Annotated in this window: 21 protein-coding genes; 7 read left to right on the top strand and 14 right to left on the bottom strand. The window is 63.7% G+C overall.

The features are described 5' to 3' along the window. Positions 1 to 118: 118 nt before the first annotated feature. Positions 119 to 811 (bottom strand): hypothetical protein, encoded by a 693-nt coding sequence (locus tag ACH488_RS12485; RefSeq protein ID WP_397324566.1) that lies wholly within the window; start codon positions 809 to 811, stop codon positions 119 to 121. 273 nt (positions 812 to 1,084) lie between these two features. Here ACH488_RS12485 and ACH488_RS12480 point away from each other — a divergent pair, with 273 nt between their 5' ends. Both ACH488_RS12480 and ACH488_RS12475 read left to right on the top strand, forming a co-directional pair. Further along, positions 1,085 to 2,272 carry a WXG100 family type VII secretion target gene (locus tag ACH488_RS12480; RefSeq protein ID WP_397324564.1) on the top strand — a complete coding sequence of 396 codons (1,188 nt, stop codon included), beginning with the start codon at positions 1,085 to 1,087 and terminating at the stop codon, positions 2,270 to 2,272. 41 nt (positions 2,273 to 2,313) lie between these two features. Continuing rightward, positions 2,314 to 2,787 carry a hypothetical protein gene (locus ACH488_RS12475; protein ID WP_397324562.1) on the top strand — a complete coding sequence of 158 codons (474 nt, stop codon included), beginning with the start codon at positions 2,314 to 2,316 and terminating at the stop codon, positions 2,785 to 2,787. Here ACH488_RS12475 and ACH488_RS12470 read toward each other — a convergent pair. The 6 genes from ACH488_RS12470 to ACH488_RS12445 all read right to left on the bottom strand — a co-directional run bounded on the left by ACH488_RS12470 (position 2,784) and on the right by ACH488_RS12445 (position 10,937). Further along, the gene (locus tag ACH488_RS12470; protein WP_397324561.1) at positions 2,784 to 3,833 is read right to left on the bottom strand and encodes a Gfo/Idh/MocA family oxidoreductase; all 1,050 of its coding nucleotides are present in this window, start codon (positions 3,831 to 3,833) and stop codon (positions 2,784 to 2,786) included. The two genes, ACH488_RS12475 and ACH488_RS12470, sit on opposite strands and share 4 nt — an antisense overlap. Before the next feature lie 211 nt (positions 3,834 to 4,044). Next, complete coding sequence (locus ACH488_RS12465; RefSeq protein ID WP_397324560.1) at positions 4,045 to 5,775, bottom strand: ABC transporter family substrate-binding protein; 1,731 nt, start codon at positions 5,773 to 5,775, stop codon at positions 4,045 to 4,047. A gap of 68 nt (positions 5,776 to 5,843) precedes the next feature. Then, on the bottom strand, positions 5,844 to 8,006 hold the full coding sequence (locus ACH488_RS12460; RefSeq protein WP_397324558.1) for a dipeptide ABC transporter ATP-binding protein: 2,163 nt from the start codon (positions 8,004 to 8,006) through the stop codon (positions 5,844 to 5,846). After that, on the bottom strand, positions 8,003 to 8,974 hold the full coding sequence (locus tag ACH488_RS12455) for an ABC transporter permease (RefSeq protein ID WP_397324556.1): 972 nt from the start codon (positions 8,972 to 8,974) through the stop codon (positions 8,003 to 8,005). Before ACH488_RS12455 ends, ACH488_RS12460 begins: the two co-directional genes overlap by 4 nt. Then, positions 8,974 to 9,957: an ABC transporter permease gene (locus ACH488_RS12450; protein WP_397324555.1), complete on the bottom strand. Its 984-nt coding sequence runs from the start codon at positions 9,955 to 9,957 to the stop codon at positions 8,974 to 8,976. The genes ACH488_RS12455 and ACH488_RS12450 overlap by 1 nt, the downstream gene beginning before the upstream one ends. Positions 9,958 to 10,331: 374 nt before the next feature. Next, entirely contained in the window at positions 10,332 to 10,937 is a 606-nt protein-coding gene (locus ACH488_RS12445; protein WP_397324553.1) for a TetR/AcrR family transcriptional regulator, read from the bottom strand. Between the two features lie 87 nt (positions 10,938 to 11,024). On the opposite strand from ACH488_RS12445, the gene ACH488_RS12440 reads away from it, so the two are divergent. Next, positions 11,025 to 11,591, top strand: coding sequence for an NAD(P)H-dependent oxidoreductase (locus ACH488_RS12440; protein ID WP_397324552.1), 567 nt, complete (start codon positions 11,025 to 11,027; stop codon positions 11,589 to 11,591). A 173-nt stretch (positions 11,592 to 11,764) separates the two neighbouring features. Further along, positions 11,765 to 12,643 (top strand): hypothetical protein, encoded by an 879-nt coding sequence (locus ACH488_RS12435; protein ID WP_397324551.1) that lies wholly within the window; start codon positions 11,765 to 11,767, stop codon positions 12,641 to 12,643. Between the two features lie 39 nt (positions 12,644 to 12,682). On the opposite strand, the gene ACH488_RS12430 is transcribed toward ACH488_RS12435, so the two are convergent. The 3 genes from ACH488_RS12430 to ACH488_RS12420 form a co-directional block, all read right to left on the bottom strand. After that, positions 12,683 to 13,222, bottom strand: a complete 540-nt coding sequence (locus ACH488_RS12430) for a hypothetical protein (RefSeq protein ID WP_397324550.1) — start codon at positions 13,220 to 13,222, stop codon at positions 12,683 to 12,685. Next, on the bottom strand, positions 13,203 to 14,267 hold the full coding sequence (locus ACH488_RS12425) for a hypothetical protein (RefSeq protein ID WP_397324549.1): 1,065 nt from the start codon (positions 14,265 to 14,267) through the stop codon (positions 13,203 to 13,205). Before ACH488_RS12425 ends, ACH488_RS12430 begins: the two co-directional genes overlap by 20 nt. A 103-nt stretch (positions 14,268 to 14,370) precedes the next feature. After that, on the bottom strand, positions 14,371 to 15,219 hold the full coding sequence (locus tag ACH488_RS12420; protein WP_397324547.1) for an isocitrate lyase/phosphoenolpyruvate mutase family protein: 849 nt from the start codon (positions 15,217 to 15,219) through the stop codon (positions 14,371 to 14,373). 113 nt (positions 15,220 to 15,332) lie between these two features. On the opposite strand from ACH488_RS12420, the gene ACH488_RS12415 reads away from it, so the two are divergent. From ACH488_RS12415 to ACH488_RS12405, 3 genes are all read left to right on the top strand, one after another. After that, positions 15,333 to 16,640: a PLP-dependent aminotransferase family protein gene (locus ACH488_RS12415; protein ID WP_397324546.1), complete on the top strand. Its 1,308-nt coding sequence runs from the start codon at positions 15,333 to 15,335 to the stop codon at positions 16,638 to 16,640. Further along, positions 16,637 to 17,065: a universal stress protein gene (locus ACH488_RS12410; protein ID WP_397324544.1), complete on the top strand. Its 429-nt coding sequence runs from the start codon at positions 16,637 to 16,639 to the stop codon at positions 17,063 to 17,065. The genes ACH488_RS12415 and ACH488_RS12410 overlap by 4 nt, the downstream gene beginning before the upstream one ends. A gap of 145 nt (positions 17,066 to 17,210) precedes the next feature. Further along, positions 17,211 to 17,549, top strand: coding sequence for a hypothetical protein (locus ACH488_RS12405; protein WP_397324543.1), 339 nt, complete (start codon positions 17,211 to 17,213; stop codon positions 17,547 to 17,549). 91 nt (positions 17,550 to 17,640) lie between these two features. On the opposite strand, the gene ACH488_RS12400 is transcribed toward ACH488_RS12405, so the two are convergent. Genes ACH488_RS12400 through pdhA form a run of 4 tightly spaced genes read right to left on the bottom strand, consistent with a single transcriptional unit; the run spans position 17,641 to position 22,134 of the window. After that, positions 17,641 to 18,258 (bottom strand): phosphatidic acid phosphatase, encoded by a 618-nt coding sequence (locus tag ACH488_RS12400; RefSeq protein ID WP_397324635.1) that lies wholly within the window; start codon positions 18,256 to 18,258, stop codon positions 17,641 to 17,643. 22 nt (positions 18,259 to 18,280) lie between these two features. Next, entirely contained in the window at positions 18,281 to 19,915 is a 1,635-nt protein-coding gene (locus ACH488_RS12395; protein WP_397324541.1) for a dihydrolipoamide acetyltransferase family protein, read from the bottom strand. A 54-nt stretch (positions 19,916 to 19,969) separates the two neighbouring features. Next, positions 19,970 to 20,950 (bottom strand): alpha-ketoacid dehydrogenase subunit beta, encoded by a 981-nt coding sequence (locus ACH488_RS12390; RefSeq protein ID WP_397324540.1) that lies wholly within the window; start codon positions 20,948 to 20,950, stop codon positions 19,970 to 19,972. Next, positions 20,950 to 22,134 (bottom strand): pyruvate dehydrogenase (acetyl-transferring) E1 component subunit alpha, encoded by a 1,185-nt coding sequence (gene pdhA, locus ACH488_RS12385; RefSeq protein ID WP_397324539.1) that lies wholly within the window; start codon positions 22,132 to 22,134, stop codon positions 20,950 to 20,952. Before pdhA ends, ACH488_RS12390 begins: the two co-directional genes overlap by 1 nt. Positions 22,135 to 22,188 lie beyond the last annotated feature (54 nt).

Below are 22,188 nucleotides of genomic sequence, written 5' to 3'. Positions count from 1 at the left end.
GCGCAGCGCAGCGACGTCCCGGGGCCCGTGGAACCGCCGACGCTGCCGTCCGTTTCGTAGCGAGGGCTCCTGGTACAAACCGAGGAGCCCCCGCTCTTAAACCGTAGCCGCCAGGTGCTTAGCGGACAGAATCGAGTGCTGCGCCGGGGGCTGCCGGCACGTGGGTGGGAACCTGCGCTGGCACGGCAGGAACGGCCGGAACAGCCGGGACATCAGGCGTCGCCGGGATGGCTGGCACAGCCGGAACCGCCGGGAGCTTGGCATCCGCGGCCCCACCTGCGTTTGCCGAAGCGTTGGCGCTGACGTCAGCCTTCAGGCCGGCAGCCTTGCCCGCGTCAACTACCGCTGCACAGTGCGCGTCAACCTTGGCTTCGCCGCCCGCGGCAACAACCAGGGACTGGTAACCGGGAACCTTGGAATCCGACTGCAGGCCGCCGTTGAGGAAGGCAGTGCACAGGCCGAATGCTTCGGGAGTCGCCTGGATGGCGTCACCGGCTACGGATTGTGCCTTGGCGACGGCGTCTTCAGCCTTGGCCTGGCCGGCGTCCTTCGCGTCTTCAGCCTTGGCCTTTGCGGTCTCGACGGCGGCAGTTACCTTGCCTGCCGCAGCGTCAGTTGCGTCCGTGGCCTGGGCAGCTGCCTTGTCCGCGACAGGGGCAGGAGCACCCACCAGGTTGTGGGCGGTCTGCTGGATATCGGTCGGAAGCGCACCAGTGGCGGCGGCAACACCGGTTCCACCGGCGGCTACGGCTCCGGCGGCCAGGACGCCGGCGGCGACTTTGCTGGTGGCGAGGACAGAGAACAAGGACATGAAACCCTCCGAAAAGTTTGGGGAGATTGCCCCGGCAGCGGACGGGCCGCGGCCGGATGATCAGCGTGCGGGACGTGGCCCGCACACCCCCTACATCGCTGTGGACCCCGGCGAGGTTACGCACTCCCGCAGATTTCTTTTTCGCACCACCCGCCGTCCGGGGAGATCTGCCCATCGCGGGCGGCCAGTGGCAGCGGCTAGGCTCAGGGCAAACCCGGCCTTGTCCTTCATCCAGGACGGGCTACACATATCGAAACGCAGGGGGATGCGGCTGTGGGAAATGGTTTGATTGGTGCCGACATTGGCGACCTCCGGCGTCTTTCGCAACAGATGGATGCCGACGCGGAGAAGATCACCAACCTCCAACGCCAACTCTCCTCCTTGGTCCAGGACGGCCATTATTGGCGCGGCAACGACGCCGACCGTTTCCGCAGCCAATGGAACAGCGACCTTGCCCGCCGGCTCGGTGCCGCTGCCACTTGTTTGCGGACCAGCGCCAAGGCACTGCGCCGTAACGCGGCCGAGCAGGAACTCGCTTCCCGCAGCGATGCCTTCGTTACCAGCAGCAGTTACTCCAACATCCGTGGTTTCTCCGTTGACCTCGGAACTTACGGGCCCGTCCATCTGGGCGCCGAGGGGTCCGTTGGTGTGGAGGGCAGGAGCGAGGCCCACAGTTCGATGGGTCCCAACGGACTCGAGTTCGGGGCCTCCGCCGACGGTTCAGCGGGCACCCGTTTTGTGGTCTCAAGCAACAGCAACCTTGGGCCGGTCTCGACAAGTACCACCAACGAGACATTCATCGGCGCGCGGGGTGACGGCAGTATCACCGGACGCGTTCCCTTTGGCTTCAATCCATTCGACCCCGCGTCCATTAAAGCCAACGGTGAAGTGTTCGTGGGTGCAGAAAACGTCACCACCACCAAGACCGACTTCCTGGACGGCTGGGTGAACAACACATCCACAGTCCGCGCGATGACCGGCGCCGAGGCCAGCGCCCACGCTGGGAATAGCTCGTTCCTCTTCGGCGGAGGAGCCGAGGCCTTCGCCGGACAAAAGGTCACGTTCGGGAATGAAACCGAGGTAGCAGGCGGACTGTTCGGCTTCGGACAAGGCCTGGAAGTCCGCGGCGGTGCGTGGGCCAGTGCAGGCGAGGCGGAGGTAGGCAAGAGCAAGGCCGACGGCGTCACAGGCTCGGCTGCGAGCGCGGGAGCGGGCGCCGAAGCTACCCAGTCGCAGTACGTGGAATTCCTGGGCCAGCGCCTCACCACGTCGGGAACAGTAGCCGCCGGCGTCGGCGAGGGTTACACAGTCAAGGCTTCCATGGACGAGGACGGACTCACCTTGGGCGTTGGCGCCAAGATCACCGCGGAACTCGGCCTTGGCGCAGGCGCAGAAGTGCGGATCAGCCCGTCCGGCTTTGCGGATTCCGTCTCCGGCTTTGTTGATTTCCTGAAGAAGTAGCCCCGAACACTCCAGCTTTCCCGCAACCCCAGAAGGATCCCATGCCATCGCACCAGATCTTCCCGTCCGCTGACTTCCCCGCTTACCCCACCATCAGCGTCGATCCGCCCGAAGGATGGCGTACACAGGTGGTTCCCGACGCCGTCGGAGCGCTCCTTGCCCCGGAAACACCCGGGGAGTACACGCCCAACATCGTCATCTCCGTGTCCCGCCGGGCTCCCGACTACCAGTTGCGTGACATCGCCGCCTCGGTGGACGGTTTCCTCACGTCACTCCCGGATGCCGTCCTGCTTGGCACCGAACCAGTGGTCATCAACGGACGGGACTGGCATGTGCGGGAAGCCCGCTACACGCATCCGGACGCGGGATCGCTGACCCAGTTCACCGCCGTGACCGTGGTTCACCAAGGCGTGGCTGCTGACGTGGTCCAGTTGACCGGCAGTTGCCGTTTCGTGGAGGGCAGCGACGACATCAAGGCCATCTACGCCGTAGTTGCCAGCGCCCAGATCGCCTAGACCGCGATCCTCCGTGCCTCCTCGATAAGCTTGAGCACGTCCACCGACCCGGCCGGATCCACAGGTACCGGAAGCGCGGAGGCCGTGCCGCCGTCGTCGATCTTTTCCGCAAGCAGGCGGTAGAACTCCGGGTAGGCCCCGCGCTCGGTGGGCACGGTGGTCCGTTCGCCGTTGACCTCGAGGGTGCCGTACTCCTCGGGACGTTCGACGCCGTACCCAGGGTCCGTGGGCAGCCCGCCGCCCAGGAGGAACGGCTCCTGCGGATCGGTGCCGAACTTCGCGTACGCGCCCTCGGTGCCGAGAACGCGGAATCGTGGACCGTGGAGGTGGCTGTTGAGGTTGAGGGTCAGGTGGCTCACCACGCCGGAATCGTGGCGGAGGGCAATGAAGATGTCGTCATCGGCACGTTCCTGGGCACGCCTGACCGTGATCTCGGCATACGTGACTTTCGCCGGCCCGAAGAACCGGAGCGCCAGGTCCAGGACGTGTGAGCCGAGGTCGAACAACACTCCGCCGCCCTCCTCCACCGTGGCCCCGGCTTTCCAGGCTTTGGCGATCGACGGCGCCCAGCGCTCCATGCCGGATTCGAACCGGGTCACCGTACCCAGCGTCCCGGCGTCGAGCAGTTTTTGGACAGTGAGCGAGTCGCCGTCCCAGCGGCGGTTTTGGTAAACGGTGAGGACGCGGCCCTCTTTGGCGGCGAGCTGGATGAGTTCCTCACCTTGCGCGCTGTGCACAACGAACGGTTTATCGACGACGACGTCGAGGCCGGCTTCCAGCGCAGCTTTCGCGAGCGGGAAATGGGTTGCGGGCGGTGTGCCGAGCACCATGAGGTCCAATTGATCCGCGAGCGCCAGGATGTCCTCCGGGGTGTTGACGATCCTTGCCTGCGGATACCGCTGGCGGGCCTTTGCCTGGCGCTCCGGGTCCGACGTAGCAATGACGCTGAGCACGTAGGCCGGGTTGGCCGCGATGAAAGGTGCGTGGAAAACACTGCCGGACAGGCCAAAGCCCGCAACGGCGGTACGGATCGGCGAGGAAGTCATGCCCCAAGGCTACCGATCCTCTCTCACCAAACCGCCCTTTCCCGGCATCCCTCTCTCATCGGGTGATGGAGCATCCGGCCTATGGGGGCGTTCGGTGAGAGAGGGATTGGCTTTAAGGGGTGTTCGGTGAGAGAGGGCTGGGAAGGGGAAGGCCGGGACCCTCCGCTGCTGCGGAAGATCCCGGCCTTCTACCGGTCGAGCTTCGGAAGGATTAGCCCTTCTTCTTGCCCTTTTCCCAGCCGATGGTGGTCCAGTCGGGAACGTTGGAGTTGCTCTTGAACAGGGACGGACCGTAGTTGGCCAGGCCCGTGTGCACGAACTGGATCTCCGGGCCGTTGAGCACAGTACCCATGGAGAAGTACTTCTCCATGTGCTTCTTCTCTACCTCCACAGCAGCCTTGTTCCGCTCGGTGTCATCGGCGATGGTTGCCAGGCGCTTGATTTCGGCGTCCAGTTCGGCATCACCCAGGCCGTTTTCGTTGGTGGTGGATTCGTAGAACTGCTTCACGGCGTCGGTAGCATCCGCGCCCACTGTGTAGCCGGAGATCGTGAGATCGAAGTCGCGGGTACCCAGGACCTTGCCGAAGTCGGCGTCACCACGCTGGTCGATGGTCACGTCCATGCCGGCAGCCTTGAGCTGGGCCATCAGTGTTTGCGAGGTGGCACCGGTGGTGGGGTCGTCGCCGAAGTTGGTGATCTTGAAGGCCACCGGGACACCGTCCTTGGCCATGATGCCCTTGTCATTGGCGGTGTAACCCGCGTCGGTCAGGACTTTCTTGGCGGCGTCAGCACCAGAGTCCTTCACAGGGTAGTTGTCCTGGTAGTACTCGGAGAACGGCATGAGCATCATGGAGCCCGAGCTCTCTTCGGACCAGTTCAGGCCGTTGAAGCGGACATCGCGGATGGCTTTGCGGTCGACGGCGGTGAAGATCGCCTTACGCACGGCGACGTCGGTCAGGGCCGGACGCTGCGCGTTGATGTTCAGGCCACCTGCGAAGAGGCGCTGGCCACGACGCACGTCGGCGTCCTTGGTGCCTTCGAGCTGCTTGTAGCGGTTCAGGGTACGGGCGTTCGTGGCGTCGATTTCGCCGTTCTTGAAGGCGGCGATGGTGGCGCTGGGTTCCATCTGGCGCCAGATGATCTTGTCCAGGACCGGCTTCTGGCCCCACCACTTCTCATTCGGGACCATGGTGACGGTCTTTGCCGTGGCATCGTACTTGTCCACCTTGAAGGGGCCGGCCATCCACTCAGGGTGCATTTCCCCGGCGAAACCCTTGTTGAAGATATCCGCGGTGTTGATGGCGGGGTGGATCAGGCCGAAGAACAGGCTTTCCAGCGGGTAGACCGGCTGGGTGGTGGTGACGATGACTTCCTTGTCGTTGGCACCTGCCTTGATTGAATCAACGAAGGCGTAGTTGCCCGCGGTGACGATGTCGATGGATTTGTCCTCGCCCTTGAGCATGTTCCACGTGTTTTGGAAGGTCTTGACGTCGATGGGCGTGCCATCGTTCCAGGTCGCCTTGTCATTGACCTTGATGGTGATGGTCTGCTTGCCATCCTTGACTTCGCTCTTGACGTCCTCGCAGAAGTCCTTGTTGGGCGTCGCCTTGCCGTCGTAGTCGAGCTTCCAGCAACCGCCGATGCCACCGCTGCTGATGGCGGCCGTGTTGACCGGCGTCAGCAGCGCGGAGCTGTCGGCGCTGTTGCCCACGTTGGAGTTGTTGTTGAAGTCGGGGCCAATGCTGCCCACTGCCAAGGTGACGGTGCCACCCTGGTCCAGGTCCTTGGTTTCCTTGGCGTTGACGCTGATCAGCTTGCTGATGTCACCGCCCGCTTCTTCGGCCTTCTGGGAGGCCGGACCCGACGGCGTTCCCCCGCCGCAGGCGGTCAGCATCAGCGCTGCTGCGAGTGCTACGCCGCCGATCGTCGTGTACTTCTTCATGGTTTGCCCTTCATGTTTTACGACTTGGATTGCGAGTTGAATACAGGGTTCAAATGAGTCATGTGTCGTCAGGCATGCACCACCAGCATGTCGGCATCTATTTCTCCGTCCGGGAAGAAGCACGCGAAGTCCTGTTGCCCTTCCGAAGCCAGGGGCGGCTCCAGATTAAGGCACTTCTCCTGTTTCGCGGCAGGCAGCGCGGCAAAGACCGGGCAACGAGTCGCGAAGTTACATCCCTTGGGCGCATCCAGCGGGCTGGGAAGGTCTCCCTGCAGGATGATGCGTTCACGGGTACGCTCCACCTCGGGATCCGGGACGGGGATCGCCGAGAGCAGGGCACGGGTGTAGGGATGGCGTGGATTGTCGAACACGTCATCCACGTCTCCGGTCTCCACGATCTTCCCGAGGTACATCACGGCCACCCGGTTGGAGATATGCCGGACGACGGAAAGATCGTGGGCCACCATGAGGTAGCTCAGCCCGAGTTCGGCTCTGAGCTTATCCAGCAGGTTGATCACTCCGGCCTGCACGGAAACGTCCAGCGCGGACACGGGCTCGTCCAGCACCACGAGTTTCGGGTTGACCGCGAGCGCCCGGGCAATGCCGATGCGCTGACGCTGCCCTCCGGAGAACTGGTTGGGGAAGCGGTTCACGTGGTCCGGCTGCAGCCCAACCAGGCGCATGAGTTCCATGATCCGCTTCTTGACCGCGGCCTTGGGCATGCCCAGGTTTTCCAGCGGCTCGGCCAGGACCTCGAAAACAGTGAAGCGCGGGTCCAGGGCTCCGGTGGGGTCCTGGAAGACCATCTGCATTTCCTTGCGCATGGCCATCTTGGTCTTATTGTCCGTGGCTGCCTTGTTGCTGACTCCGCCGATCACCACTTCACCCACCTGGTCCGGGTGGAATTCCATGATTTCCAGGAGCGTGGTGGTCTTGCCGCACCCCGATTCGCCGACGATCGAGACGCACTCACCCTCGCGGATATCGAAGCTCAGACCGTCCACGGCCTTCACCGTGCCGATCCGCCGCTTGATCAAGGCACCCTTGAGCAGCGGGAAGTGTTTCTTTACGTCCTTGAGTTCCAGTACCTTTTGGCGCTCAAGGCGGGGAACGCCGTCGAACTTTGAAACCGGCACCGGTGGCGCGTGGAAAATCTTGTGTGCGTCCGCGTCTCCAGACAGCTTGTCCGACTTGATGCAGGCCGCGCGATGGCCGTCCGAGCCCATTGCGTGGGAAGACGGCACCTTCCAGAGGTCCGGTTCACCTTCCAGGCAGGCATCGCTGGCGAGCGGGCAACGCGGCGCGAAGGAACAGCCGGTCACCGGCAGGGCCAGGTTGGGCGGCGTTCCCTCGATGGGAACCAGCGACTGCTTCTCGGACGAATCAACGCGGGGAACAGCGCCGAGGAGACCCAGCGTGTACGGCATCCGGGGGTTGTAGTAGATGTCCTCCACAGTCCCGGATTCCACGGGCTTGCCTGCGTACATGACCATGATGTCGTCCGCCATGCCGGCCACCACGCCAAGGTCGTGCGTGATCATGACGACGGCGGCACCGGTCTCCTCCTGCGCGGTGTGGAGGACTTCCAGCACCTGCGCCTGGATGGTGACGTCCAGCGCCGTCGTGGGTTCATCAGCGATGAGTACCCGCGGATCGTTGGCGATCGCAATGGCGATCATCACGCGCTGGCGCATGCCGCCGGAGAACTCGTGCGGGAAGGCCTTGAGCCGGTCCTTCGGGCTCGGGATGCCCACCATCCGCAAAAGTTCGACGGCGCGGGCTTCTTTGGCCTGTTTGCTCATGGTGGGGTTGTGCACCGTGAGCGCCTCGATGATCTGGTTGCCCACGGTGAAAACGGGGGTCAGCGAAGACAGCGGGTCCTGGAACACCATGGCAATGTCGTTGCCACGGTGCTTGCACATGGCCTTGTCGCTGAGGCCAAGTAGTTCCTTGCCCTTGAAGCGAACGGAGCCGGTGATGTCAGCGGTTTCCGGGAGCAGTCCCATGATGGCCATGGAAGTGACGGACTTGCCCGAGCCGGACTCGCCCACGATGCCCAGGGTTTTGCCTGGCATGAGGTCGAAGTCCACTCCACGGACCGCGTGGACCACGCCGTTTTCGGAGTTGAAGCGGACGTTGAGGTCACGGACGCTCAGCACGGCATCGCCCGGAGCGTACAGGCCGGCGTCACGGAGCCGTTCGGCTGGAGTGTGGGAAATGTTGGTGCTCATTTGCTGGCCCCCTTCACAGTCTTGGGTGTTTTCCGTTTCGCCCGTCCGATGGAGCTGGAGCTGGGGTCGAAGGCGTCGCGCAGGCCGTCGTTCATCATGGCGAGCGAACCCGTGAGGAGGAACATGACGATCAGCGGAACCCAGAACATCCAGGGGAAGGAAGACACCTGGCCTGTCGCCTGGCCGATCAGGACACCCAGGCTGACGTCCGGGTACTTGATGCCGATGCCGATGAAGGAGAAAGCAACTTCGGCCAGGACCGCGCCAGTGATGCCGCGGGTGAAGTCCAGGACCAAGAGCGAGCCGATGTTGGGCACCAGGTGGCGCCATACGATGCGGCGTGAAGGGACGCCCATGTACTTGGCAGCTTTCACGTAGTCACGCTGCATGAGGGACATGGACAGGGACCGGACCAGACGGGCGGTTCCCATCCAGCTGAAGAAGAGCAACACGATGATCAACAGGAGCCAGCTGGGCAGGTCCTTGAGCCCGCCACTGCCGCTGGTTGCCACGGCGACCACCAGGATGGCGGGCATCATGATGAGGGCTTCAAGGATAAACAGCATGGTCGCGTCCACCTTGCCGCCGAAGAACGCCATGGTGCAGCCGTAGACCGCGGAGATCAGGACAGACAGCCCACCGACGATCAGGCCGATGAAGATCGATGTCCTGGTTCCGTCCACGATGAGGGCCATCAGGTCGATGCCGGCCTGGGTGGTGCCGAAGAAGTGCTCCGGTGACGGGCCCATGCCGATGTTGAAGGGATCGATGGTGACCGTGTCCCACGGGGTCAGGAAACCGCCCAGCAAGGAGAACAAAAACAGGCCAAGGAAGATCAGCAAGCCTGCCACTGCGGTCTTGTTCCGCATGAAGCGCCGGAAGATGATGCGGGATTTCCCGATCACTACGTCGTGGTCGGAGACCCGTGACTCGTCGATTTCCGCGATCGGATCAATGATGTTGGTCATTACTGCACCCTCACTCGCGGATCGACCAGCGTGGTGGCGAAATCGGCAAGGATGGCGCCGATCGCGAAGATCACCGAACCGTAGGCCAAGGTGGCCGTTGCAACGTTGACGTCCTGGAGCCCGATGGACTGGATGCTCCACAGGCCAATGCCAGGCCACGCGAAGATTGCTTCGGCGAAGAAACCGCCGGTGAAGATGGCCGGGATGGTGAAGGCGATGCTCTGGGCTACCGGGATGAAGGAGACGCGGAGCGCGTGCTTCCGGATGGCCTGGTTGCGGGTGAGCCCTTTGGCCCGTGCAGTGCGGACGAAGTCGGCGTTGACGTTGTCCAGCAGGTATTGCCGTTGGGCGATCTGGTAGCCCGCCCAACCGAAGATGGTCATCGCGAAGGTGGGCACGGCGTAGTGGGCCACAAGGTCAACGAACGCCGGCCACCCAGGGTCGATTCCCGGCGTCGATATTCCCGTCACGAAGAAGATGCGCTGCCCCGCAGCCTCATTGAGGCTGATGGCACCCAACTGGACCAGGAAGTAGGCAATGGGTGCGGGGAGGATGTGGACCAGGTAGCTGTAGGACGTGATGACGCGGTCCTGGTACTTGTACTGCCGGGCCGCCGAATATACCCCGAGGGCCACGCCGATGATCAGCGTGAGGATGATGGAGGCGATGAACAGCCTGGTTGACACCAGCACGCGGTCCGCGAATTCGGCGTTCACGAAGGCGCCGTTCGGACTGCGGCCCCAGTCCCAGCGGGTGACGATGCCGCCGAGCCACTCGACGTAGCGCTCCCAGGGATTCGCGTTGGGATCCAGGCCGAGGCCCTTGAAGGAGGCAGCCACTTGCTCAGGGGTTGGCCGCGGAATTTTTTCCTGCTCAAGCAGGGCCGGCTTGAGCGTTGAGACTGCCAGGAAGTATCCCGCGCTCGTGGTCAGGAAGATCATGATCAGGTAGATTCCCGACCGCTTCAACAGATATTTCAGCATGTGGGGCAGCTGCCCTGGATCGTGGCAAAGCTCAAAGCTGGTCCTTCCGCGGTTCCCGGCTGTGGCCGGTGTCAGCTACGAATTGGCACAGGGGTGATGTACCCCCAAAGCCCCTTCAGTGAACGCCGGCCGTTGTATGGCATGGGTCACATTCAAGAGGAAACTACCACAATAACTGCTTCACATATCGCTTCACGAGGTCCAGTTTCGCCCCTGCGGCCAGATTGTTATGTACAGACTGCGTCACGAAACGGCAAGTTACGCCACTAGTGCGGATCACGGGAGGACGCGGGCGCGGATCATGGGTGAACGCGGGCGTGCGTCGCGGGTGAACGCTGGCGCTTTTCTTCGGTACGACCGCTGGTTCCGCGGCCCTAATGGGCGGTGACCAGGCGGCTGACCAGTTCGCCCCAGGAATCAGTGAGCCGTTTGGGCGAGATGCCATGGACGCGGACATCGTTGACGATGCGTTCTGGGTCCAGTGCGGAGATCAGGGCCATCGCCATCACCCAGGGGTCCGGCACGCCCGCCTCGCGCAACAGGACCTCGATATGTCGATGGGCAAGCACGGTGGCCGGAACGTCGAAGCGGTTCCTGGTCGAAGCGCCGGCAGCTTTCCATAGGTCCCCGTTTTCGAGGACAAAGTAGATGCGTCCTTCGCCGAAAGCAACGAGCCGATCCCTGGGCGGCGCGCCGGGCCCAAGGGGCGGCGGCCCGAACATGAAGCCGCGCTGGAACTCCGATTCAGAGTCGCTGAGGAGAGTCATCATGAGGCCGGACCGGCTGCCGAATCGCCGAAAGACCGTCCCTTTGCCCACCTTCGCCTTGCACGCGAGCGCATCCATGGTGAGCGCTTCCGCCCCGAATTCATCCACCAACTCGCGGGCAGCACAGAGCAGCCGCTCGCGATTCCGTGCGGCATCACTGCGCTCGTGGGGCGCCCCGAGGGGTACGTCGGGCCGCATTGGGATGAAGCTCACAAGAAACATTCTAGACCCGGGAATAGAAAGCGGACCGCGGTCCGTTTAGTATCGGTGAAGGCTCAAATACTCACCAAGGAGAACCCAATGTCCAAGAGCACTGTTCTTACCCTCGTCGGCAGCCTCCGCGCTGATTCGCACAACAAGAAGCTCGCCGAAGCCATCCAGCTGAACGCCCCGGAGGACGTCGATGTCCAGATCCACGGCTCGCTGGGCAGCATCCCGTTCTACAACGAAGACATCGACGTCGAAGGCCAGGTTCCCGCCGAAGCCGCCGCCCTGCGCGAAGCCGCGACCAAGGCCGACTCCATCCTCCTTGTCACTCCGGAGCACAACGGCACCGTGCCCGCTTCCCTCAAGAACGCCATCGACTGGCTGTCCCGCCCCTTCGGCGCCGGCGCCCTCGCCGGCAAGCCGACCGCCGTCGTCGGAACCGCTTTTGGCCAGTACGGCGGCGTCTGGGCGCAGGACGAAGCCCGCAAGGCTGTGGGCATCGCCGGCGCCAAGGTTTTGGAGGACGTCAAGCTGGCCGTTCCGGGCTCCATGATCCGCTTCGCCGAACTGCACCCGAAGGACGACGCCGAGGTTGTTGAGCAGATCAAGGGAATCTTCGAGCCCCTGACTGCCGTGCAGGAAGAAGAGGTCGCCGCCTAAGGCTCCCCCTTTCTTGCCCCCGTTCCGCCTGCTTGCCCCAGGCAGAACGGGGGCATTTCCATTCCCCGGCGTAACCAACTCTTGTCCGAACCGACACCGAAGAGGCATGTTCCTCGCCGCTAGGGCGGCCTAACGTTGGAGGACAGGTAAACGGACAGGAGCGTGGGGCTGTCATGCGTGCCGGGCGGGGACTGCAAAGTACGACGGCGATCGCGGCTGCCTGCCTCATGGCCAGTTTGTGGGTGGCTGGTTGCACGCCATCGCCCGAGGCTTCACCGGGCGGCGGCGTTTTGACTGGCACTGCTTCCCCGGCTGCCGCCGTACCGTCTCCGGGCCTCCCCTCCCCCTTGGATCCGATCGTTTCACCGACGCCAACAACCCCGACCGGCGGATCGTCAGTATCGCCGGCCAGCGGACAATCCGCACCCGCTTCCACCACTCCGTCCCCTGCATCCACGGCTTCCGGACCTGGCACAGGGACCACATCCAGCACCCCAACCAGCACGCCGACGCCGGGTGCCGCCGTCGGTCCATCAACATCCCCGGCCTCGTCCGCCCCGGCCGCTTCCACGCCAGCCACGTCCGCGCCGAGCACGTCGCAGGGCGCTGTGGCTCCAGCCGCGCGTGCGGCCGCCGCACAGCCTCCGGCGGACCTCGGCCCGGCCGTCTACTACGTAGCCATCAACGACGGCGGCTCCCGGGGAGTGCGGTTCGGGTGCAATGACAGCCTGGTTGCCGTGCGGAGCGCAGCGGCCCCCGGCGACCCGTTGACCGTGGCACTCGGCCGGCTGTTGGGTGCAGGCATGCCTTTGGATAACGACGCAGCGCTCTACGATGCCCTCGCTGCGTCCTCCCTGCAGTTCGTGTCCGGGTACGTCAGCGGATCCACGGTGGTGGTGAACCTGACCGGCTCCCTTCGACCAGGCGGCGTGTGCGACATTCCACGGATCGAAGCCCAGTTGACCCACACGGTGGTGTCGGCCAGCGGTGCGACGCGGGCGGAAATCTACATCAACGGGATGACGCTGGACGTTGCGCTGAGCCTGCGCTGAGCTTGGTGGGGGCGGGAACGCCGCAGGCCCAGGGCTGCTTCAGGCCGTGGCTATTGCCAGCACACGCCGGAGGGCCCAGGCAACGCGCAGCAAGGACAAGGCGGACGCGAATGCCAGCACGAAGACCAGGGCCTCGGGGATCCACAGGCCGGTAGGCGCATCGCCCTCCAGTACCAGGGTTGCCAGTGCAACGACCAGCAGCAGACCGAGACCGGGGATAGCGAAAAGGAACACCTCGCCAATCTGGCGCCGGTGCGTGGCCGTGAGCTTCTCCAACGGCAGCTCACGTTGTCCGGGCGCGGCCTTCTTGCCGAGGACGTTGATGAGCATGGAAACGCTGGTCAGTGTCAGCCCCGCTGTGGCACCGGCCAGGGTAGCCAGCGTCTGGAAGAGGGTTCGCCTGGCCCCGGGTCCAACGCTTTCAAGGATCAGTGGCTGACGGAAAACCAACGCTGCGGCGAGCCACAAGAGGACCGCCAGGGTGGCCCAGGCGTAGTCGGCACGTGGATGAAGCAGGAACCACCGCCACAGTGTCCGGCGTCGCCCAGTCCGCTCAACGTCAACCTCGTACAAGCTCATGGCCCGCACCGCCTTGCGCTTCCCGGGACTTGGGTTCTTGCTGGGACTCGGACTCTTCCCGGCTGGCCACCGCGGCGGCCATGGCCGCCCGGACTGCGACCATTCCACCAGCCACGAGGTCCGGCACCGCGCCGTTGTCGGGCACCCCCTTGGTGTCGGGGAGGGTTCGGGCGAAGAAGGCCTCATTATCCAGGGCTTGCTTGTTCAGGATGGCAACGGCCTCGGCCACTGACTTGGCGGGATCGTTGAACACGTCCGCATCAACGTCGATGTGCGAGATGAAGCGTTCCTTGAGCAGATCCACAACCTCGCGGTCTCCGGTCAGTGAGTCCTTGCCTTCGGCCACCACGTAATCGAAGTGCTCCACGGAACCGGCCCGCCGGAAAAGGTCGATGAGCTGCTGGATGCGGTCGCGGATCCGTTGCTTGTCCTCGGCCTTGCCGGACCGCCCGACACTCAATGAGATCCGGAACGTGCCTTCGGTCACGAGCCGGGACGCGCTGTCCAGGACGTCGGCCCATTCGCCTTCCATCAACTTCCCGGACAACCGTTCGGCCGGAAGGGCGAACTCGAAACGGCTCACCTCCAAGCGTGTCAGGATCTCCTCAATGTCCTCCCGGACCACAGGAACCAGCGCGGGCTCCAGTCCGAGCATCCCACCCAGGTACTCCCCCATGCGCGAAGCCCTGGGGCCGTTGCCGCTGGTGAGGACAGCGATGACATTCCTTTTCAGGAAGGCGAAATAAGTGGTTTCAAGAAGGTGGTCTCCGGGAGCCAACGGCAGGGGTTTACGACGACCAAGGGCATCGCCGACGCTGGGCAGGTTGGTATCCCGTACCCGGTCCAGCAATAACACGGGGTTCGGCGAGACTGCCGCCGTTTGGGCCAGCAGGACCGTGCCATCGGAACAGGTGAAGTGGCGGTCGGTGCCATCCTCGCGGGCTTTCCGGACGACGTCGGCAACGCGCCGGGCAGGGAACGGCCGGGTGAGGGCATCTCCGTTGAGCTGCTCAATGCGCCAAAACTGCACACTGCGTCTTGCCATTCGGCCCTCCTCTGCCCTTTCCCTTTACTCAACCCAAGCTATAGGTGGGGTCCGACATTATGGCGGGTGCCGCCGTCGTACATTTACTGGCTCCGCGGCCGTGTCACATGCTGTACTTGGGCCCCGGCGAGAACAGCGAATCCATCTCGTCATGGCTGCGCGTGCCGGCCAACCCCGCCCAGTTGCCGTCGCCGAGGATTTCCTTGGCCACCCGCGCAACCTTGGCGTAGGCGGCCTTGGCTGTGTTTCCGCCGATGCTGACGCGACGGACGCCGGCGTCGTGCAGTTCCAAAGGCGATGGCGCCCCGACGCCCGCCAGAGCATTGACGGGTGCTGGAATATGGCTGGAGAGCTCGTGAAGGACGTGCAGATCGACCACGCCGGGGACAAAAATCCCGTCAGCTCCCGCCGTGAGGTAGGCCTCGGCACGCGCAAGGGTTTCGTCGTACGCATTCCCGGTAAAGAGACCCGAGAGATAGGTATCGGTGCGGGCATTAATGAACAGCGGGACCCCGCGGTCGTCCGCCGTGGCGCGTATCAGGGCGATGCGCCGCGACTGCTCAGCGATGTCCGTCAAAGGCTCCTCGGCGGAATCCTCGATGTTGATGCCCACTGCTCCGGCATCCAGCACGGCGTTGATGGTGGCACGGAGTTCATCGTCAGTGCGGCCGTAACCCGTCTCGATGTCCGCTGTCACCGGCAGGCTGGTGGCGCCCACCACGCGACCCAGCGCCGCCATCGCAAGGCCCCACGGCACGTGGTCCCCGTCGCGGAACCCCAAACTCCAGGAGACGGCGGAACTTGACGTGGCGATCGCCGTTGCCCCCGCTTCCTGGACAACCCGTGCCGAGGCCGCATCCCAAACGTTGACCAGCACCAACGGAGTTGGCCCGGCATCGTGGAGTTTGTGGAAGTGTTCGGCCTTGGTCACGGATCCCCGGTTCGATGTCATGAGTACATTCCAGCCCTTGGCCGCGCCTCCGTAAAGCCGGTCTCCCGGATTCGGAAGAGATCTTGAAAACATATGTTGCCTCATTAGCAACCTTCGGGAGTATCCTGAACACTGTGACCCACGAAACATTGGATGCCGGCACCTCACTGCCCGCTGAAGCCATCGACGCCATCGAGCGTGCTGCAACAGCCGCTCACCCGCACGAGGGATTGTTCTCCGCGCGGGCCGCCAACATCAAGCAGTCCGCCGTGCGGGATGTCTTCGACATCTCCATGCAGCCTGGGCTGGTCTCCCTCGCGGGCGGGAATCCGTACCTACAGTCGCTGCCCTTGGAAAAGCTCGGTGAGACTGCCGCGCGGATCATCGCCGACGAGGGTATGACGGCGTTGCAGTACGGCGGCGGACAAGGTACCGAGGAGTTGCGCCGGCAGATCTGCGAGGTCATGGCCGCCGAGGGCATCACCGACGCGGCGCCGGAGAATGTGGTGGTTACCGCCGGGTCCCAGTCGGCCCAGGACGTGGCAACGAAGGTCTTCTGCAACCCGGGCGATGTTGTCCTGGTGGAAAACCCCACGTACGTGGGCGCTTTGAATACGTTCGAGGCGTACCAGGTGCAGGTGGAACCTGTGGAAATGGACGACGACGGCTTGGTGCCTGAGCTTCTCGAGGCCAGGATCGCGGCACTCCAGTCAGAGGGCAAGAACATCAAGTTCCTCTACACCATCCCCAACTTCAACAACCCCTCCGGCATCACACTGGCCCAAGAGCGCAGGCAGAGGATCGTAGATATATGCCGTAACGCGAATATTCTGGTCCTGGAAGACAACCCGTACGGCCTGCTGCGTTTCGACGGCCATCCAATCGCACCCATGCGCGCAGCCAACCCGGACGACGTGATCTACCTCGGCTCGTTCTCCAAGATCTTCGCGCCCGGCCTGCGGATTGGCTGGGCACTGGTTCCTGCGCACTTGCAGCGACGCTTTTACCTGGCCTCCGAATCTGTGACGCTGTGCCCACCGCCACTGAACCAAATGCTGATTTCGGCCTACCTCCGTGACTACGATTGGCGCGGCCAGATCGACACCTACCGCTCCCTCTACGCCGAACGCTGCCAGGCCCTGCTCTCCGCCCTGGACGAGCACATGCCCTCCGGGCTGACGTGGACCCGCCCCGATGGTGGCTTCTTTGTCTGGGTGACGCTGCCTGAGGGCGTGGACACCTACCCCTTGCTGGGCAAGGCCATCGACGCCGGCGTGGTGTTTATACCCGGAGCGGCATTCGTCCCTGCCGACGGGCCTTCCAACAAACTTCGCCTCGCGTTCAGCGCGGTACCTCCGGCTACGATTGCCGAAGGCGTACGTCGTCTGGCCCCTGTACTCGCAGAGGCCATCCAAGCCAGCAATGAAGGAGCATCGCTATGACCGGAGTTGTCATTGTAGGAGTCGACGGCAGCGAAACCGCGCTGCGGGCAGCCAAAGCCGCCCAGCAACTGGCCATCGGCCTGGGCGCCTCCCTTCGCGTGGTCAGCGCCTTCGACAGCAACAGGACCGAAGTGGTGGAGATCGGTACCGACCGCTGGATCGTCTCAGATGCCGCCGAAGCTGAAGCAGTGGCACGCGCCGTGGCCGAACAGCTGCATGACGAGCGGCTTGAAGTCACCTACTCCTCGGCGCGGGGCAAGCCCGGAGAAGCCTTGGTCAAGGAAGCCGAAGTCCTTGACGCCGCCTTGATCGTGGTGGGTAACCGACGCATGCAGGGCCTCGGCCGGGTGCTGGGGAGCGTGGCGAACACAGTGGCCCACAACGCCCCCTGCGACGTCTACATCGCCAAGACCGACGAACCTTAAGCGATCCGAATCACGCCGCCGGGTGGGCAGCCTCACCCGGCTTTTGGCGTCTTTTGGACAAGTTCGCACAAGCAACCGTTATAAAATTGAGATGCCCCCAATGGCGTGAGCCACCACCACTCTTTCGATTTCAGGGGATCTCTCTTTGCTTACTTTGCAGCCGCGTCAGCGCGTCGGACACGACATCCTGCTTGCCCGCCACGGCAACAACATCAGCACCATGCACTTCGACCGCAGCAACGACCGCATCATTGCGCTCCTCGACGACGGCTCCTGGGACAGCGCCCCCAACCTCATCGCTCCGCAGCTTGAAATGCCGGAAACCATCGGCAGCGTCTTCCGCAAGGACTGGCGCTTCCTCTCCGTAGCCTTGGTTGCCATGCTCACCGTTGCAGCCATTGCCATGGGCATCAGCGTGGAAATGGCCAACCACATGTCCACCTCGGAACTCCAAGCGTTGCTGGTCAACTACCCGGCCTTCTAAGCGCCGCTCCAACAGGACCAGCAAGAATGCCGCCGGGGATCCGGCGGCTTTGCTGTTTAAGGCGGCTTTGCTGTCTAAAGCGTCTTCCGGGTCAGAGCATCCACTCGCTGAGCAGCAGCCACAGGCCGGCGATGACGCCGCCGCCGAAAACAGAGCCCACAACGACTTGCGCCAACGTGTGGGCCCGCAGCACCACGCGGGACCAGCCCACAGCCGGGATCAGCAGCAACAACGGCATCCAGGCCGGTCCAAACATGAATACGGCGATGACAGCCGCCGATGAGATAGCCGAGGCATGCCCGCTCATCTTCCAAAAGGCGCTGACCACGGCCAAGACACCGATCCCGCCAATCAAGGCAATGATCATGACGGCGATGCTCACCGGCCCGTGCAGCCATTGGAGCACCAGGAGGCCGACCACCACCGAGGCCAGCGCAAGCAGCAGCAAGGGAGTGCGCTGGCGACGATCGCTGACATGATGGTCGGTGATCCTGCCCAGTTTCACCATCACCAGGACGTAGGCCAAGGGCAGGACACACACGAAGAAAGCGGCCAACAAGCCAAACCACATGGTTCCAGGGAAACCGGGTTCGATGGCCGGGCTGATCAGCAGGAGGACGCTCACCACCACCGGCGGCTGGAAGACCTCCGTCAACACCCGCGCCACAGTCCGCCACGTTCCCGTGACGAGCTGTGGCTCAGTAACTATCGAAACTGCAGTGGCCTTGCGGTCAGTCAAGCAGCAGCGCCGGTTCTTCCAGGATCGCGGCGACATCCGCCATGAAGCGCGCGGACAGGTCGCCATCCACCACGCGGTGGTCGAAGGAACCGCCCAGAGTGGTGATCCAGCGCGGAATCACCTCACCGTCAAGGACCCACGGTTTCTGCTTGATGGTGCCGAACGCGATGATCGCCACTTCACCCGGGTTGATGATGGGCGTTCCCGTGTCGATGCCCAGGGCACCGATATTGGTGATGGTCAGGCTGCCACCCTGCATTTCGGCGGGCTGCGTCTTTCCGGCACGCGCTTTTGTAGCCAGATCGTTGAGTGCCAAGGCGAGCTCCTTGAGGGAGAGATCCTGGGCATCCTTGATGTTGGGGACCATGAGGCCGCGCGGCGTGGCCGCGGCAATGCCAAGGTTCATGAAGTGCTTGATCTGGATTTCAGCGCCACCGTTACCGTCGGCGTTTTCCACCCACGTGGCGTTCACGCTGGGGTTCCGCGCTGCCGCCCAAATGACTGCCTTGGCCAGGATGAGCAGCGGTGAAACCTTGATGCCTTCGAAATCGCGCGAAGCCTTGAGGCGCTTCACGAATTCCATGGTCCGGCTCGCGTCGACGTCCACGAAAATGCTGACGTGCGGCGCCGTGAAAGCCGAATCCACCATGGCCTTAGCCGTCGCCTTGCGTACACCCTTCACTGGTACGCGCTCGATTCGCTGGTCCTGCGGCTTCTTGGAGGCGCCCCAGAACGAGTCTGCCTGGTCCAGTTCCGCGTCCCGCTGTGCCTGATAGCTGACCAGGTCTTCCCGGGTCACCTCACCACGCTGCCCGGTGGCTACGACGTCGGCGAGGTCGATTCCGAGGTCGCGGGCAAACTTCCGCACCGGCGGCTTGGCCAGCACCTTGTTCACCAATCCGCTGATGGTTCCGCTGATCGCAGCGCCGCGGGATGCCGGCTGCTGGGCTTCGGGCTGGCTCTGCGCCGCCGGTGCTGCTTGTGCCGGTGCGGTTTGAGTCGGCGCAGTTTGGGCCGCGGCAGTTTGGGCGGGGGCAGCAGGACGGACGACGGCGGGAGCCGGGTGCGGCCTGTGCGTCACCGACGAAACGGCTGCTTGGGCTTCAAGGACGGACTGGTGGTCCTGCACGGTGCCTTCGGCGTTCTCGTCCACCCGGACCGAGCCAGCCGAAGCAGCAGCCGGGCGTTTGCGCGGGCGGCGCTTGACGGCGTCGGCCTTTGGACCGGAACCTACCAGCGGACCGCCGGCGAGGGCGTCGCCGGAATCCGCGGGCAGTTTGCCGTACGTGGGCGTCACTGCCGGGTCCGCAGACAGCTTTCCGTGAATCGGGGTGAAGTCCTCCTCAGCCGAGGGCACCGGTGCCTGCGGAGCTGCGTCGCCCGACTGGTTGTCCGAGACAGCCACGATGGGCGTCCCCACCTCAACCGTGACGCCTTCCTCGACAAGAAGCTCCGTAACCGTGCCGGCGAAAGGCGAAGGCAGCTCTACCAGCGATTTAGCGGTCTCGATCTCGCACAGGACGTCGTTGATTGCAACGGTGTCGCCGGGCTTGACCTTCCAGGCCACGACCTCGGCTTCAGTGAGGCCTTCGCCAACGTCCGGCAGGTTGAATTTCTTTACAGTCACAGTGGTCCTCGGATTTTCCGTGCGCCCTGCAGTTGCGGGCTGGATCAGGGCGGTTTAGTAGGCCAGGGAGCGGTCGAGTGCTTCGAGGATCTTGTCGATGTCCGGCAAGTAATCCTCTTCGACCTTCGCCACCGGGTAGGGCATGTGGAAGCCGCCGACGCGGATCACGGGAGCCTCAAGGTGCAGGAAGGCCCGCTCGGTGATGCGCGCTGCGATCTCACCACCGATGCCGCCGAAAGTGGGTGCCTCGTGGGCAACGATCAGGCGGCCGGTTTTCTTGACCGATTCCTCGATGGTGTCGAAGTCCAGCGGGGAAATGGAGCGGAGGTCGATGACCTCGATGCTGCGGCCGTCCTCCGCCGCGGCATTGGCAGCAGCCAGCGCCACGGGTACCAGCGGACCGTAGGCCACAATGGTGGCATCCGTGCCCTCGCGGATCACATGTGCCTTGAACGGATCCTCGGAAAGGCCTGCGTTCTCAACGTCCACCTCACCCTTGAGCCAATACCGACGCTTGGGTTCGAAGAAGATCACGGGGTCCTGGCATTCGACGGCCTTCTGGATCATCCAGTAAGCGTCGTGGGGGTTGGACGGCGAGATGATGCGCAGGCCGGCCGTATGGGCAAAGAGTGCCTCAGGCGATTCAGAGTGGTGTTCCACCGAGCCGATACCGCCGCCGTAGGGGATCCGGATGACCACAGGTACGGTCAACTGGCCATGGCTCCGGGCATGGATCTTGGCAAGCTGGGTGGTGATCTGGTTGAACGACGGGAAGACGAACCCATCGAACTGGATCTCGCAGACCGGCGAATAGCCACGCAGCGCCAAGCCGATGGCCGTCCCGACGATGCCGGACTCGGCCAGCGGGCTGTCGACGACGCGGTCTTCGCCGAATTCCTTGATGAGGCCGTCGGTGACGCGGTAGACACCGCCGAGGTGGCCGATGTCCTCGCCCATCAACAGGGACTTGGGGTTGCTCTTGAGGGAAGCGCGCAGGCCCTCGTTGATGGCCTTGGCAATGGTCATGGTTGCCATCAGTTAGCTGCCTCCTCGTCGCTTTCGAAACCTGCCGAGTATTCCTCGAACCAGGCCAGTTCTTCCGCGATCAGCGGATGCTGCTCGGCGTACACGTTGGCAAAGGCGTCCCGGATGTTCGGTACTTCCAGCCCGTGGGTGGTTTCGCGGACGTACGTGGCGAGTTCGTCGCCGTCGGCCTTGACCTGCTCGAAGAAAGCGTCGTCGGCAAGTCCTTCGGAACGCAGGTACTTCTCCAGGCGATCCAGCGGGTCCTTCTCGCGCCAAGCGGCTTCCTCAGCCGACTCGCGGTACTTGGTGGGATCGTCAGCCGTGGTGTGGGCACCAAGCCGGTAGGTGTAGGCCTCGATCAGCACGGGACCGCGGCCCTCACGCGCATGCTCCAGCGCCCATTCGGTGACAGCGTGCACAGCGATGACGTCATTCCCGTCCACGCGGATGCCCGGAAAGCCGTAGCCCTTCGCCCGGTTGGCCAGCGGCACCTTGGTCTGGACTTCCGTGGGTACGGAGATGGCCCAGTGGTTGTTTTGGCAGAAGAAGACCACGGGAGCGTCGTACGAGGCCGCGAAAACCATGGACTCGTGGACGTCACCCTCGGAACTTGCGCCGTCACCGAAGTAGGCGATGACGGCGGCCTTGGGGTCGGTTGAATCCGCAGCCAACTTCTGGTCGCGCTGGATTCCCATGGCGTAGCCCACCGCGTGCAGCGTCTGTGCCGCGAGAACCAGGGTGTAGAGGTGGAAGTTGTTCTGGCGAGGATCCCAGCCGCCGTTGGAGATGCCACGGAACTGCCTCAGCAATTCCGCGAGGTCTACGTTCCGGACCAGCGCGACGCCGTGTTCGCGGTACGTCGGAAAGATGTAGTCCTGGGCCTGGCTCGCGTGGCCCGAGCCGATCTGGGCAGCTTCCTGCCCGGTCAACGGCACCCACAAGGCAAGCTCGCCTTGCCGCTGGAGCGCGGTGGCTTCTTGGTCGAAGCGCCGGATCTTGGCCATATCAGCGTAAAAAACCCGCAGCTTCTCGGGGTCGATCCGCTTGGCGTAGTCGGAGAAGACCGGATCGGCCCCCAGCTTTCCGTCGGGGCCGAGCAACTGGACCATCTCCACGGAATCGTTGGCGGCCACTGCCGCCGACGTTGCCGCCAGAGTTTCCTCGGCCCCAGGGGGCAGTTGTGTCGAGCCCATTCCGTCTCCTTGCTTGCTGCGGCCATTGACCGGGCAATGTCTGTCGCTGGGGAT

Source organism: Paenarthrobacter sp. NPDC018779, from assembly GCF_044391085.1.
Classification (GTDB): domain Bacteria; phylum Actinomycetota; class Actinomycetes; order Actinomycetales; family Micrococcaceae; genus Arthrobacter.
This window is presented reverse-complemented; position numbering and strand designations above follow the sequence as displayed.